The organism is Erythrobacter sp. K21-9 (assembly GCF_055808355.1).
This window is the reverse complement of sequence record NZ_CM147866.1, coordinates 378,794-393,067: the sequence shown is the minus strand read 5'-3', so window position 1 is coordinate 393,067 and position 14,274 is coordinate 378,794. Positions and strand designations below refer to the sequence as shown.

Annotated in this window: 11 protein-coding genes and 1 pseudogene; 8 read left to right on the top strand and 4 right to left on the bottom strand. The window is 61.7% G+C overall.

What is annotated here, in order from left to right; all coding sequences use genetic code 11:
• Positions 1 to 217 precede the first annotated feature (217 nt).
• The 3 genes from AC0L39_RS02080 to fghA are packed head-to-tail and all read left to right on the top strand — an operon-like array spanning position 218 to position 2,539.
• Positions 218 to 1,324 (top strand): S-(hydroxymethyl)glutathione dehydrogenase/class III alcohol dehydrogenase, encoded by a 1,107-nt coding sequence (locus AC0L39_RS02080; protein ID WP_473260359.1) that lies wholly within the window; start codon positions 218 to 220, stop codon positions 1,322 to 1,324.
• Positions 1,324 to 1,692, top strand: a complete 369-nt coding sequence (locus AC0L39_RS02075) for a cupin domain-containing protein (RefSeq protein ID WP_473260357.1) — start codon at positions 1,324 to 1,326, stop codon at positions 1,690 to 1,692. Before AC0L39_RS02080 ends, AC0L39_RS02075 begins: the two co-directional genes overlap by 1 nt.
• 1 nt (position 1,693) lies before the next feature.
• On the top strand, positions 1,694 to 2,539 hold the full coding sequence (gene fghA, locus AC0L39_RS02070; RefSeq protein ID WP_473260355.1) for an S-formylglutathione hydrolase: 846 nt from the start codon (positions 1,694 to 1,696) through the stop codon (positions 2,537 to 2,539).
• 14 nt (positions 2,540 to 2,553) lie between these two features.
• Here fghA and AC0L39_RS02065 read toward each other — a convergent pair whose 3' ends face one another.
• Complete coding sequence (locus tag AC0L39_RS02065; protein ID WP_473260353.1) at positions 2,554 to 3,075, bottom strand: flavin reductase family protein; 522 nt, start codon at positions 3,073 to 3,075, stop codon at positions 2,554 to 2,556.
• Between the two features lie 231 nt (positions 3,076 to 3,306).
• Between AC0L39_RS02065 and nhaA the strand changes: the two genes are divergently transcribed.
• Positions 3,307 to 4,512 carry a Na+/H+ antiporter NhaA gene (gene nhaA, locus AC0L39_RS02060; RefSeq protein ID WP_473260351.1) on the top strand — a complete coding sequence of 402 codons (1,206 nt, stop codon included), beginning with the start codon at positions 3,307 to 3,309 and terminating at the stop codon, positions 4,510 to 4,512.
• A 23-nt stretch (positions 4,513 to 4,535) separates the two neighbouring features.
• Entirely contained in the window at positions 4,536 to 5,402 is an 867-nt protein-coding gene (locus tag AC0L39_RS02055) for an alpha/beta hydrolase (protein ID WP_473260349.1), read from the top strand.
• Position 5,403: 1 nt separating this feature from the next.
• Here AC0L39_RS02055 and AC0L39_RS02050 read toward each other — a convergent pair.
• Positions 5,404 to 8,540 (bottom strand): annotated as a pseudogene (locus AC0L39_RS02050) (amidohydrolase family protein).
• A gap of 259 nt (positions 8,541 to 8,799) precedes the next feature.
• On the opposite strand from AC0L39_RS02050, the gene AC0L39_RS02045 reads away from it, so the two are divergent.
• Positions 8,800 to 10,152, top strand: coding sequence for an APC family permease (locus AC0L39_RS02045; RefSeq protein WP_473260348.1), 1,353 nt, complete (start codon positions 8,800 to 8,802; stop codon positions 10,150 to 10,152).
• Here AC0L39_RS02045 and AC0L39_RS02040 read toward each other — a convergent pair.
• Together AC0L39_RS02040 and AC0L39_RS02035 are read right to left on the bottom strand one after the other, a co-directional pair.
• Positions 10,149 to 11,435 carry an acyl-CoA dehydrogenase family protein gene (locus AC0L39_RS02040; protein ID WP_473260346.1) on the bottom strand — a complete coding sequence of 429 codons (1,287 nt, stop codon included), beginning with the start codon at positions 11,433 to 11,435 and terminating at the stop codon, positions 10,149 to 10,151. The two genes, AC0L39_RS02045 and AC0L39_RS02040, sit on opposite strands and share 4 nt — an antisense overlap.
• A gap of 4 nt (positions 11,436 to 11,439) precedes the next feature.
• Positions 11,440 to 12,801 (bottom strand): phosphotransferase family protein, encoded by a 1,362-nt coding sequence (locus tag AC0L39_RS02035; protein ID WP_473260344.1) that lies wholly within the window; start codon positions 12,799 to 12,801, stop codon positions 11,440 to 11,442.
• A 95-nt stretch (positions 12,802 to 12,896) separates the two neighbouring features.
• On the opposite strand from AC0L39_RS02035, the gene AC0L39_RS02030 reads away from it, so the two are divergent.
• The gene (locus AC0L39_RS02030) at positions 12,897 to 13,829 is read left to right on the top strand and encodes an alpha/beta hydrolase (protein ID WP_473260342.1); all 933 of its coding nucleotides are present in this window, start codon (positions 12,897 to 12,899) and stop codon (positions 13,827 to 13,829) included.
• Positions 13,774 to 14,238, top strand: a complete 465-nt coding sequence (locus AC0L39_RS02025) for a hypothetical protein (protein ID WP_473260340.1) — start codon at positions 13,774 to 13,776, stop codon at positions 14,236 to 14,238. The genes AC0L39_RS02030 and AC0L39_RS02025 overlap by 56 nt, the downstream gene beginning before the upstream one ends.
• Positions 14,239 to 14,274: the final 36 nt, after the last annotated feature.

Sequence of the window (14,274 nt, the reverse complement as noted above, 5' to 3'; positions counted from 1 at the left end):
AACAGGTCAGCGGTACCGCTTGGTCTTCCCGGTTATAGGAGAGGAATATGTCCGACATTTTTCCCCCACTCGTTACCGCCAGATTACAAGATTGATCGCCAGACACAATGGGCGCGGCTCTCTTGGACATGTAAGGCATCTTCGCATTCGTTCTCGCACGCCGCGCGCGCCATGCTATGCCGCCCTAAAACACCCTGCGAAACAGAGGACTTGCCCCATGAAAACCCGCGCCGCCGTGGCATTCGAAGCCAAACAGCCGCTCGAGATTGTCGAACTCGATCTCCAGGGACCGAAAGCGGGCGAAGTGCTGATCGAGATCATGGCAACCGGCATCTGCCATACCGATGCCTACACGCTCGATGGCCTCGACAGCGAAGGGCTTTTTCCCAGCGCGCTCGGCCACGAAGGCGCAGGTATCGTCCGCGAAGTGGGCGCGGGCGTCACCTCGCTCGAAGCGGGCGATCACGTGATCCCGCTCTACACACCCGAATGCCGCCAATGTAAGATGTGTTTGAGCGGCAAGACCAATTTGTGCAGCGCAATCCGGGCAACACAGGGCCAGGGACTGATGCCAGACGGCACGTCGCGTTTCTCCTACAAAGGCGAGACGATCTACCACTACATGGGCTGTTCGACCTTCTCGAATTTCACCGTCCTTCCGGAAATCGCAGTTGCGAAAATCCGCAAGGACGCTCCGTTTCAGTCCTCCTGCTATGTCGGGTGCGGCGTGACGACCGGGGTCGGCGCGGTGGTCAACACCGCCAAGGTCGAGCCGGGAGACAACGTCGTTGTCTTTGGTCTCGGCGGGATCGGCCTCAATGTGATCCAAGGCGCGAAGATGGCTGGCGCAGACCGGATTGTGGGCGTCGATATCAATCCAGCCAAGGCTGAGTGGGGCGAGAAGTTCGGCATGACCGATTTCGTCAATCCCAAGGAAACCTCCGACGTGGTCGCGCATCTGGTCGAGATGCTCGATGGCGGGGCGGATTACTCGTTCGACTGCACCGGCAATACCGATGTGATGCGAGACGCGCTCGAATGCTGTCACAAGGGCTGGGGCACATCGATCATCATCGGCGTGGCCGAAGCGGGCAAGGAGATCGCCACCCGTCCGTTCCAGCTGGTCACCGGGCGCAATTGGCGCGGGACCGCTTTTGGCGGAGCGAAGGGGCGCACCGATGTGCCGAAAATCGTCGATTGGTACATGAACGGCAAGATCGAGATCGATCCGATGATCACGCACGTGCTCACACTCGAAGAGATCAACGCAGGCTTTGACCTGATGCATTCGGGCGAAAGCATCCGCAGCGTGGTGGTCTATTGATGGCGGAAACCGCGCCCCGGAAAGTCTGCCTGGACGACAAGTTTGCACTTTTCTCCGAGCATTGGGCTCCGCGCCTCGCCGCGCGTTATAACGGCAACGAAGTGCGACTCGCCAAGGTCGAAGGCGAGTTTCACTGGCATTGCCACGAAGACACAGACGAGCTGTTCCTCGTAATCGAAGGCGACCTCGACATGGAATTCCGAAACCGAACCGAAAGCATGACAACAGGCGATCTGATTGTCGTTCCGCGCGGCGTCGAACATCGCCCCTGTGCCCGCGCAGGCGAGGTCAAGCTACTGGTGATGGACGCCGACGGCACGCCCAATACCGGCGATGCAGACACCGCGTTCAAGCCGGTGGATATCTGAAATGGGCCTGGAAACCGTCTCCGAGGTTCGCAGCCATGGCGGCGTGCAGGGCGTCTATTCGCACGCCTCGCGGGAAACAGGCACCGAGATGACCTTCGCGGTGTTCGTGCCCGATCACGCACCGGGCGTGACCTTGCCCGTCCTCTGGTATCTCTCCGGCCTGACCTGCACCCATGCCAATGTCATGGAAAAGGGAGAATACCGTGCGGCCTGCGCCGAGCATGGCATTATCTTCGTCGCGCCCGACACTTCCCCGCGCGGCGACGATGTCCCCGATACCGAGGACGAATACGATTTCGGCAAAGGTGCGGGCTTTTATGTCGATGCCGTACAGAAACCGTGGTCGGCCAACTACCGGATGCGCAGCTATATCGAGCAAGAATTGCCGGACATTGTCGCTGCCGGCTTTCCCGCCGACGTGGACCGGCAAAGCATCACCGGTCATTCGATGGGCGGGCATGGCGCGCTCACTATCGGCCTGCGGACCCCTCAGCACTTTCGCTCGATCAGCGCCTTCAGCCCGATCGCCGCACCATCGCGCGTGCCGTGGGGTGCAAAGGCGTTGGGGCGGTATCTCGGGGAAGATCGCGCTGCTTGGCGGAAATACGATGCCGTGGCTCTAATCGAGGACGGTGCGCGGCATGATCACATACTGGTCGACCAAGGCACAGCGGACGATTTCCTGCACGAGCAATTGCGAACCGATCTGCTCTCGCAGGCGCTCCCTGATGCCGGGGTCAATGCCAAAGTGCGGATGCAGGATGGCTATGACCACTCCTATTTCTTCATCTCGACCTTCATGGCAGAACACATCGCCTGGCATGCCGAGAGGCTCAAGACCGCCTGATCCGGCCGCGCGGCCTAGCCCCCGACCGGGCAGAACCGGCCATTGAAGAAGCCGAGCGCTTGCGGATGGCTGGCGGGGTCCACCGCCTCCGTCGCCTGCACTTCACCAAGCACGATAGTGTGGTCGCCGACCGGATAGGTTTTCCACCGGCGACACTCGATCGTCGCCAGCGCGCCGCGCACGACCGGCAGTCCACGTTTGGTCCAGATGAAATCATTATGGTTGAGCGCCGTGTCTCCGCGAGCGGCGTAGCGGCGCGCCAGAACCTGCTGGCTGACCGACAAGATGCTGAAGGCAAAGCTTTGCGCTTCGAGATATTCCTCAAACTGGCTCGAGGAGTTTTGCAAGCTCCAGCTGACCAGCATCGGATCGAGCGACACCGAAACCAGCGAATTGATGGTCATGCCTGAAATCGGTGGATGTTCCGAGCCATCCTGCTCACCGAAAGACACGACGCACACGCCGGTGGTGAACAAGCCCATCAGCTTGCGAAACTCGGTCTGGTCGACCGGGTCTGCCGGTAGGATGTCGGACAAAAAAGGATCTCCGCGGCGGGACGTGATCTGCAAACGGCTGATGACAACGCGCGTTCCCCTACAGCTTTCTGTTTGTCAATCAAAGCGGCGGACCGAGTGCGTTTCTACTTGCCAATCGGCGCAGACATGGAAAAACCATGTCAATGCCCTCGATTTGCGGGCACGGACGCCGCTGTCACGCGTTACAAATTGACTGGCGTACTGCGCCTCCTTTTACAGGATACGGGAACCATGATCGACCGGGTGGGTGCTGCGCTGAAAGACTTCCTCAAGCAGGAGAGCGCCGGAGGCATCGTGCTGATCGCCGCCGCAATGCTGGCGCTGGTTATCGCCAACACGCCTGCGGCTGGCGCGTATTTCGGCATGCTCGAGACGAAGCTGAACGTGTCCTATGGCAGTTTCGAGATCAACAAGCCGCTGCTGCTCTGGATCAATGACGGATTGATGGCGATCTTCTTTTTCCTCATCGGGCTGGAAGTGAAACGCGAAGTCCTCGAAGGGCAACTGTCGAGCTGGGACAAGGCCTCGCTCCCGCTCGTCGCAGCGATTGGCGGCATGGCGATCCCGGCGCTGATCTTCGTCGCGTTCAACTGGAATTCGCCGGAAAGCATCAACGGCTGGGCGATCCCTGCCGCGACCGATATCGCCTTTGCGCTCGGCATTCTATCCCTGCTCGGCCCGCGCGTTCCGGTCGCGCTCAAGGCGCTCTTGCTGGCGGTCGCGGTGATCGACGATATCGGCGCGATCACTATCATCGCACTGTTTTATTCAGGAGAGCTCAAGATCGACATGCTTGTCGGCGCCGGCATCACGCTCGCAGTGCTTGCCGTGATCGGGCGGCTGAAATTCGGCTCGCGCATCCCGTACACTCTGCTGACCGTGCTGATGTGGGTGTTCGTGCTCAAATCTGGTGTCCATGCGACATTGGCGGGGGTGGCTGCAGCGATGACCGTTCCGATGGTCGCTCGCACTGGAGAGCGGCTGCTGGAAAAGATGGAGCACGGCCTCCACAGCTGGGTGGCGTTCCTGATCATCCCGATCTTCGGTTTCGCGAATGCGGGCGTCACCCTGATCGGATTGTCGCCATCCGACCTGCTCGCCCCGTTGCCGCTTGGCATTGCGCTCGGCCTGCTGATCGGCAAGCAGGTCGGTATATTCGGCTTCGCCTATGTCGGAGTAAAAACGGGCATTGCGACCCTGCCTGAGAACGTGAACTGGAAACAGATCCACGGGCTTTCGCTGCTCGCCGCGATCGGTTTCACCATGAGCCTGTTTATCGGCAACCTCGCTTTCGCCGATCCGGCTCAGGTCGATGCGGTCAAGCTCGGAGTGCTGGCCGGATCGCTTGTCGCAGCGCTATCGGGCTTTTTCATGCTCAAGGTATCCCTGCCCGATGCGCCGACGCAGAAAGCGGGCGACCCCGCGCCCGCAGCCTGAATGTCCGCGCAGGACCATCCGAAGTGAAGCCAGCCGCGCGCACGATCGAGGTCAATGGGATCAAGCTCGCCTATTTTGAATGGCGCGCGAAGCCGGGAAATCATCAGCCGCCGCTGGTGTTTGCCCACGCCACCGGCTTTCATGCCCGCGAGTGGGATGCCATAATCGAGCACTTCTCGGACCGCCGCGTCCTTTCGCTCGACCTGCGCGGTCATGGCCGGTCAACTGGCGGTCCGATCGACGATTGGCTTACGCTGACGAGCGATGTGTGCGCATTCCTGGACCAGTTGCGAATTCGCGGCGCTGTCGGCATCGGCCACTCGATGGGTGCGCACACGCTGCTGCAATGCGCTGCCGACATGCCCGAAGCATTCAGCCGGCTCGTGCTGTTCGATCCGGTGATCCTCGCGCCCGAATTCTACGCACAGGACGCCGAGCTCTACACCTCGGACGCCCCGCATCCCGCAATCCGCAGGAAACGGGATTTTGAAAGTCCCGAGGCGATGATCGAACGGTTCGGATCGCGCGATCCGTATGAATTGTTCGATCCGCGCGTATTCGAGGATTACTGCCGGTTCGGATTGGTCCCGAAGGGTGATGGCACGGGCTTTGAGCTTGCCTGCCTCCCGGAAATGGAAGCCAGCGTCTATGCCTCAAGCAGGAGCAATGCGGGCATTCACGACGCTGCGAGGCAGGTCGATATCCCTGCCCTGATCGTGCGCGCCAAACAGACCGATTTACAGGATTTCAAGAGCTCGCCAACCTGGCCGCAGCTGGCCTCGATCATGCCGCAAGGGACCGATCTGCACCGGCCCGACCGCACCCATTTCCACCCGTTCGAAGACCCCGCCGATGCGGCGGAGATCATTCGGACCGCAATTTGCGAATAGCTCACTCCTCCCACCAATAGGCGCGGCGTTTGGCATCGCCTGTGGCAACTTCATTCATGGTTGTTGCATCGTACAGCCGCCCGCCGAGCATCACCTGCTCGACCTTGTCGGAGTTGCGGATATCCTCACTAGGGTCTGCGCTGAGGACCACGAGGTCGGCTAGTTTACCGACTTCGAGACTGCCGAAATCCTTGGCCATGCCGAGCGATTGCGCCGGAGCGATGGTCCCTGCCTTGAGCGCCTCGACCGCGCTCATCCCGCCGCGCGCAAAGCTCCACATTTCCCAATGCGCCGCGATCCCGGCCTGCTGGCCGTGCGCGCCGATCGACACCTTCACGCCGCGCTGCGCAAGCTTCCGTGCCTCGCGCGCCGCGTCATCGTCGACAAACGCCCAGTCGGGCGCGGTTGTACGGCGAGCAGAGGATGCAAGCAGGTGCTTGGGGCTGGTGTGCACGAGCAGCGGATGATCGAACACGTCGGTCGCCTGCCGCCAATACGGATCGCCAGCGAGCCCGCCAAAGGTCACGGTCAGTGTCGGGGTGTAATTCGAGTTCGACTGACCGAAGAATTGCAGCACATCCTCGTAAAACACATCACCTGGCACATTATGCTCGATGGTCGAGTTGCCATCCGCGACGAGGTTCATATCCATTCCGAAGAGCGACCCGCCCTCGGCGACGACGAGCATGTTTTCTTCAGCCGCCGCGCGCGCGACCATCTGGCGCTGCTCGCGGCGCGGCTGGTTGTAGTTCTTGACCGAAATGCCGCCCTGCGCCTTGATCCGGCGGACATGGGCCAGCGCGTCGTCATAGGTGTCGATACGCGCGAAAATGTTCGCATCCTTGGCGCCGTAAATGATGTCGCCTGTCGAGAAAATGCGCGGTGCGAGCAGCTCGCCCGCCTTCTGCCGCTCGTACCGAGGCGAAGACATGGCTGGCCTCGTTGGAGGGATCGTGGATGGTGGTCACACCCAGCGCCAGGTCCTGCACCAGAAGCCAGTTTTGCTGCGGGATCAGATCGCCCGTGCCATGGGGTCCATGGGCGTGGGCATCGACTAGGCCAGGCATGATAGTCTTGCCACTCGCATCTATCGTAACCGCTCCACTCGGAACGGCGACTTCCTCCACCGGACCGATGGCCGCGATCCGGTCGCCCTGGATCACGATCACCCCGTTTTCGATCACGCCCGCGTCTTGCGTATCCAGTCCGGCGGCCATCGTGAGGATGCGCGCGCCGGTGATAGCCACCGTGGCGCGCGGCTTGTCGGCGTTGACGCTGATTGCCATCGAGATGCCGGTTTCAGGCGGAGAGAAGCCATCGCTCTCGTCGCCCTCGCCCTTGGGTTCGCTACGGAAAAAGTCCGCGACCTGCGCGCTCATCAATTGCGGTCCCATCGACCAGAACAGCGTCTCGCCGCCGCGCGCCCAGCCGAAATAGTCTGCGCCGCCTTCGCTGACCTTCGTTACTGGCAGAGCGCCGCCCGTCTCGCTGACATCGACTGGCTTGCCGCCCGGAATGACCGGCATGGCAAACACCTCGTAATTCTGCCGGAAAGCAATGGTGCGGCCATCGGGCGCGATGCGGAAATCGTTGGCGAGCGCGCCGCGCGCATGGGTGCGCACAGCCTCACCGTCGAGATCGGCTGAGACCAGCGCCAGCTTGCCGGCATCGGAGGTGTTCATGAAGATGCGGGCGTTATCCGCACCGAATTGCGGGTTCGACCCATTGCGGCTGACCAGCACCGCGTCGCCGCCGCCTACCGGCATCGTATAGATACCCGTATTCTCGGAATATTCCGGTGACGTCAGGTACCCGCCAGCGCGTTTCTCGAATGCGAGCGTGCGGCCATCGGGGGAAAACACTGGATTGGCGTAGTGCCCGGGCGCCGAGGTTACGGCGCGCGCATTGCGTCCGTCTGCACCCGCGACCACGATCTCCCCCAGCCCGTCATCGGTCCAGCGAACAAAGGCAAGACGCTGCCCGTCGCGGCTGAACGCTGGAAACGCCTCGACCGCATCGCTGGTATCGCCGGTCAAAAGCCGCGGCGTACCGCTCCGTGCTGGCGTAGTGTAAAGCTTGCCAAGGGCTTCGAACACGGCGCTCCTGCCATCTGGCGAGAGCGTGCCGAATTTCGCCATGCGGGTGGTGAAACGATCGGGCGCGACTTCGATGGCGGGATGCGGTGCATCGGCGATCCCGCGGGTGTCATCGATGGTGAACGGAATCTCGGCAAGGTTCGTCCCGTCGCGGTCGATGCGTTTCAGCTTTCCTCCAGCCCAGAACACGATGGAGCGGCTGTCGGGCGTCCAGTCCATGTTCGGGTAGACCCCGGTCACGGCCCAAGTTTCCTGCAGGTCGAAGTCGAGCTCGCCATAGATCATGCGCTCTGCACCGCTGGCGATGTCCTTGATCCACAGCTGGCTCTGATCCTTGTCCCGCCGCACGAAGGCAATCTCGCGACCATCGGGCGAGGGCGCGGGGCGCACGGCCCCGCCAAAACCGGCAACGGCGGTGGTGACTTCGCCGGTATCCAGATCGTATCTCTCGATCGCGAAGATGCCGCTGTTGGAATCCTGCGCGTAGATGAAGGTGTTTCCGCCGGTCGTGTTGCGGGTATAGTAGATCGCGCTGCCATCGGGCGCGAAGGTCGGCTCGCCCAGTTCCTTTTGCAGCGCTTCGCTCGCGCGCTCGACCACCTGAACGCCGCCCCCGCCGGAGACGTGATACATCCAGATCTCTCCCGTGCCGAGCGAACGCTGCGTTGTGAAATGTTTCTTGGCCGCGATGAAGCGCCCATCGGGCGACCAGGTCGGCTGGTTGAGCAGGCGGAAATCCTCTTTCGTCACCTGCCTCTTGTCCGACCCGTCACGGTTCATCACCCAGATATTGTCGCCCCCGCCCCGGTCCGAGGTAAAGGCGATGCGGCTGCCATCGGGAGAGAAACGCGGGTGGACCTCCCATGCGAGCCCTTCGGCAATCCGCGTTGGCGTGCCGCCGCCAATCGGCATCGTATAAATGTCGCCGAGCATGGTGAAGGCGAGCGAGCGTACCGTCGGGCGACACATCGACATCCATCCATGTGCCCTCGTCGGTCTGGATTGCCACCTGTTCTATGGTCGCGCCTTTAGGTGCCGAGATATCCCAACTCGCACCGCCATCGCTGCCGCCATCATGATCGTCGGCAAAAGCGACGTACCGGCATGGCGAGCATCGAGCCTGCAAGCAGTGCGGCGGTGGACGGACGGCTGATTGGGCGGCGCATGTATTCTCTCTCCTGCTGAGGAAAAGCAGTCATAATGGGCCGGTCCAATATTGGAAGCTGATCGTGCGCTTTCGATCAGCGGATTTGACAGTCCTGCGGTTTCGCGTACCTCTTGGCCTACGGGGCGCGTTCCTGTTGGGGGAACGGATTATCGACATTGAAAGCACGCCGCAGCCTCACGCAGGCAGCACAGGCGAGATCAAGACGCCGCCGCGTACTGTCGGCCCGGTGGGGTCGGCGCTCATGAACATCAATGGCATGATCGGCGCAGGCATATTTGCAATGCCCGCGATCCTTTACAGCACGCTGGGCAGTTTCGCGCCTTGGATGATCCTGATCGTGGGGCTCTTGGTAGGGTGCGGCACGCTGGTCATTGCGCAGCTTGCCTCGATGTTCCGACAATCAGGAGGGCCGCAACTGTATGCGCAGGCCGCATTCGGGCCGGGCGCCGGTTTTCAAGTGGGCTGGCTGTTGCTTCTGGCGATCATCGCTTCACGCGCGGCCAACTTTCATGTTCTCGTATCCTACCTTGCGGCAATCTTTCCTTTCTTTGCCGATCCGAATGTCCATTCCGTCACGGTGCTGGCGCTGATTGCGCTGCTTACATTCGTCAATATCCTGGGAATGAAGGCCGCGGTCGGCGGCTTGATTGTCGGTACTCTGCTCAAACTGACACCAATCCTGCTGATTTGCGTCATAGGATATGCGAGCGCAGGCGTGGCAACAGAGTTCGCGCTGCCAGCTTTTGGCGCGGTCGAAAGCACGGCGCTGCTCGTCTATTATGCCTTCGCGGGCGGCATCGCCAATGGCTATGCGGCAGGCGAGATCAAGAACCCGCGCCGCACCATCCCGCGCACCATGATTCAGTCACTGCTGGCGATCATTGCGCTCTACATGTTCGTCCAGTTCGCCTTCAACGCGGTTGCGCCCGATGTGTCTGATGCGAGCACACCGCTCTCGGCCATGGGCGGCGCGCTGATGGGTGAAATCGGAGTCCTGATGATGGCGCTCGCTGCGGTATTCTCGATCGCGACGAACCAGCATACTTTCTACATGACGGGACCGCGGATCCTGTTCGGCATGTCGCGGCGCGGCTTGCTTCCCAGCTGGCTGACCCACCTGTCGCCGCGTAGCGAGGTTCCCGATTACGCGATCTACCTCTTTTCGGGCATGATTGCGCTTCTATCGCTCAGCGGCGGGTTCGTATTCCTTGCCGAATTGATGGGTGTTGGCAGCCAGGTGGTCATGCTCTCGGCGCTTGGCGCGTTCGTAATTCTTCGGCTCAGGGGACATGCCGGCCATTCCGAGACCATCGGGCCGGCATGGTGGGTCTGCATTGCTTTGGCAGCAGCATATTCGTTATTTGCCGCAAGCCAGGCGAGCCTTGCCGCGTTTGCGCTGATGGCAGTGCTGGTTGTGCTCGGTACCGGCCTCTATTTCATCGCGCGGCGTGACCAGACCTACACGCCGGAACCCGAATTCGACTAACCGAATTGCCCCTTCTTCGGACCGAGATAGCCGAAGAGATACGCCGCGACTTTGCGCATCTGGATTTCTTCGCTGCCTTCGGTGATGCGGTAGCGGCGGTGGTGGCGGTAGATGTGTTCGAACGGTTCGTGCCGCGAATAGCCGATGCCGCCATGCACCTGCATCGCGCGGTCGGCGGCTTCGCACACCAGCCGGTTTGCCCAGTAATTGCACATGGAGACCTTGTCCGAGATCGTCCGCTCGATCTCCTCATGCGGCATGTTGTCCATTTCCCATGCGGTCTTGAGGATCAGCAGACGAAGCATCTCGCACTGCGTTTCCAGTTCGACCAGCGGGAACTGGATCGCCTGGTTCTTGGCGAGCTCCTCGCCAAAGGGTTTGCGGGCGCGGGCGTATTTCACGCTCTCATCGACGCAGAATTGCGCCGCGCCGCAGCTCGACGCCGCCTGCCGGATGCGGTTCTGATGGACGAAGCTCTGCGCGAGTGCGAGGCCGCGCCCCTCCACGCCGAGGATCGCGCTGTCGGGCACCCAAACGTCTGTGACCGAGAGGCGCGGGTGATCGGTCGGCATGTTGAAGGTCCACATCCACTCCTCGATCTCGAGGCCGGGGGCGGGATTGGGGACGAGGAAGCAGGTGATCCCGCTCGCATCCCCGGCCTTGCCGCCGGTGCGGGCAAACATTGCACAGTGGGTCGCGACATGCATGCCGGTGATCCACATCTTCTCGCCATTGATGAGCCAGCCTTCGACGCCCTCGCGCTCCTCGCGCACGGCATGGGTTTCCATGTGGGTCGCGTCGGAGCCATGATGCGGTTCAGTGAGGCCGAACGCAACGCGGCGTTCGCGGTTGAAGCCGCCGGCGATAAATTCCTGCTTCTGCTCCTCGGTCCCCCACTGGTCGAACATCGCGACGAAGGGGAAGTTACCGACAATGGAGTGTTCGTTCTGGAGGTCGTTGTGGAGGCCGAGGCCCTTCCTCGCAAAGTGATCGCGGATGACCGCCATCCAGAGGTTCGATCCATCCTTGCCGCCGTACTTCTTGGGCGCGGAGAAGCGCCAGTGACCAGCGGCATCGGCGCGGCGGGTAGCTTCCCTGAGCAGTTCCTCCCATTCTTCGCGCGGCAAGCCGCCCGCCTCCCAGTTCGTGCGCGCATGCTCGCGGCGGTGATCGAAGAAGCGGATGTTGTCGTCCTGCTGCTCGAGCGGTTTGATCTCGACCTCGATGAAGGCGTCGAGTTCGTCGAGATATGCCTGAAGGTCGGCGGGAATTGCGAAGTCCATTGGCTTAGTCCCATTCTCTTGATTTGATTCCAGGCCAGAGCTCGCTTGCTACCGCCAACGACGGATACTTGGGCACATCGGCTTCGAGTTTGGTTAGCGCCTCAAAGCGCAGTTTGGCGAGCAAGTGCGGATCAGCGAGAGTAAGCTCGCCCGACAAGATCATACCGCAAATCTTCTTGTCCCACTCCTCAGGTCGAAACGCCATACTGCGGACGACCATGCCCAACGCATTGCGCGCAACCGCAAGCTGAAACTTGTCATGGCCTTCCATCTTCGGCTTCAAGGCTTCGAGCCACTCCAGCACAGCCTGCAACATCTCCTGATCGGTGGCTTCGCCCGCATAGGAAGGCCCCTCGAAGAGTGCGGGTCCAAGCAAAATCTGCTTCTCCTCCTCAGGCGCATCCTCCTCCAGCAACATCAGCAAATCGAGTTCCTGCTCGCTCGTCCGCCTTGAAATCACCACGCGCTCCAGCATCCGGTCTTCGCCGCTGCGCCAGATCTTTGCCATCTTGAGGCAGCCGAGCGCCCACCAGACGGTTCGGTGGATCAGCCAGTAGCGAAAGCGCTCGCGGTCCACTTTCACACCCGCCTCGGCTTCGTAGGCGGCGAAGTAGTCTTCGAGGCTTCCGAGCCCCAAAGCGGGGCGGTCATATCGATGGAAGCGCCACACTGCCATGCAACCGAACGCGAGGTCCTCGTGCCGGTCGCCGAAATGGGCAAGTTCCCAATCGAGCACTCCGGTCAGTTTACCCGGTTCGGCCAGCAAATTGCCCATCCGGTAATCGCCGTGGATCAGGACGGGATCGACGGGATCGGGGCAATTGTCCTCCATCCATTTCAGGCCCAACGCGATAATCGGACGGTCGCCGCCTGCCTCCTGAAACTGCTGTTTGAGGTCCGCGATGGCCGAGCGGTAACCCATCACCGGCACCGCGTCCGGCACATCGCCGGGTCCGAGCGAGTGAATGCGGGCAAGATCGCGCGCTGCTCCGCGCAGCAGCGCATCGGCCTCGTCGAACTGCAGAATCTCCTTCGGGTTCGGCGTTCCGGGCAGGGCTCGCATCACGAAACCCGAGCCGATTGTGTCATCAGGCTCAAGCTCGGCTACCACCTCGGGCGCGGTCACACCCGCCGCCCGCGCCGCGCGGATCACCGCTGCCTCGACATCGTGGCCGTAGGGGCGGTCGTGCATGAATTCGAGGCTCGGCGCGCGGCGCAATACGTAAGCCTTTCCGCCGGCATCGAACCGCCAGCTCTCCATCGTCGCGCCGCCGGTCAGCCGCTCCAGCCCTTCCGGCGCACCAAGGCCAGCACGCCCCATCGCGCGTTTTAATCCCGGCACAAGGTCTTCGACCGAAGCAGCCATTGCTTCCCCTCTTTGCAATTCGCTGCAATGAGTGCACCGGCGCGCGCTCCGCCGCAAGCCTCGCAAATGCCAGTTTTACAGCCGGAAATCAGACCATGAAGAAACGCCGCATCGCCCTTGCCGCTTTTGCCCTTGTCGGTATCGGCGCGGGCACCGCCGCCTACGTCGCCAGCCCGACCATGCACGAAGGCGCTGCCGGAGAAATGCCCGAGCTTGGCCGCTACGGTGAATTTGCGGTGGGCACACAGGAAATCGCAATGGCGCTGCCGGACCGCGTGACCTTCACCAAAGCCGGAATGCTGACCGGCTCGGTCCAGCGGGAAGACCGGGTCTTGCAGGTGCGGTTCTATTACCCTGCGGAGGCGGCGAGCGAGGAGGGGCTGGTGACCTACCGGCACACCATCGCGCCGCCCGATATGGAGCCGGTGACGCTTGAATATGCGGGCCGCGCATTCGTCGGTGCCCCGGCCACGGGCGAGGCGGACAGCTTCCCGCTGGTTGTCATGAGTCACGGGTTTGGCGGATGGAGCACGCAGTTCAGCAACCTTGCCGAACACATCGCCTCACGCGGGTACGTCGTGGCCTCGATCGACCACGCAGACCGCAATTTGGAAGGGCTGACCAATTTCGTGCACTCGTTCGCCGAAGTGCTCGCAAGTCGTTCGCTCGATCAGCGGCAGGTGATCGAGCAGATCGTGTCCGAAGCGGCTCGGCGGGAGCGGACATTATGCGCTGATCGACAGCGACCGGATCGGCCTGATCGGATATTCGATGGGCGGATACGGAGCCATTGCCACTGCGGGTGGAGACTACGATTACGAAAGCGGCCCCTTTTCTTCGGTGCCGGATGCAGCGATGGGCCCGGTAAAGGCCGTAGCCAGCGCGGATGCCGGTATCGATGCGCTCGTCGCTTTCGCACCGTGGGGCGGCGCGCCCGGCAACCGGGTGTGGAGCGCCGACGCGCTGGCAAACGTGACCACGCCAGTGCTGATTGTCGCAGGCAATCAGGACGATGTGTCAGGCTTTGAAGACGGGATCAGCTGGATATTTGGTGCGATGACCGGCGCGGATCGGAAAATGCTGGTTTTCCGCGAAGCCCGCCACAACATTGTCGGCAACGCTTTCGAGCAGGGCGAAGATGTGCCCTACCGCGCTATCGAGTTTGTGAATGAGCCGGTCTGGCGGCAGGACCGGATCAACGGCATCAACCAGCACTTTGTCGCCGCCTTTCTCGACCTGCATTTGAAGGGCGATGCGGATAAGGTTGCCTATCTCGACGTCCCAACCACGGACGCGAATGACAGCGAATGGGAAACCTCATTCGGCGAGCAGCTCAATGGCAAGATGGCAGGCGATGACGAGCCTCTGCATTGGCGCGGTTTCCAGCGGCGCTGGGCGCTGGGGCTTGAGATGCACAGCAAGACCGCAGGCGAATAGACGCCTGTCGCTGAAGACGAAAAAGGCCGCCCCGAA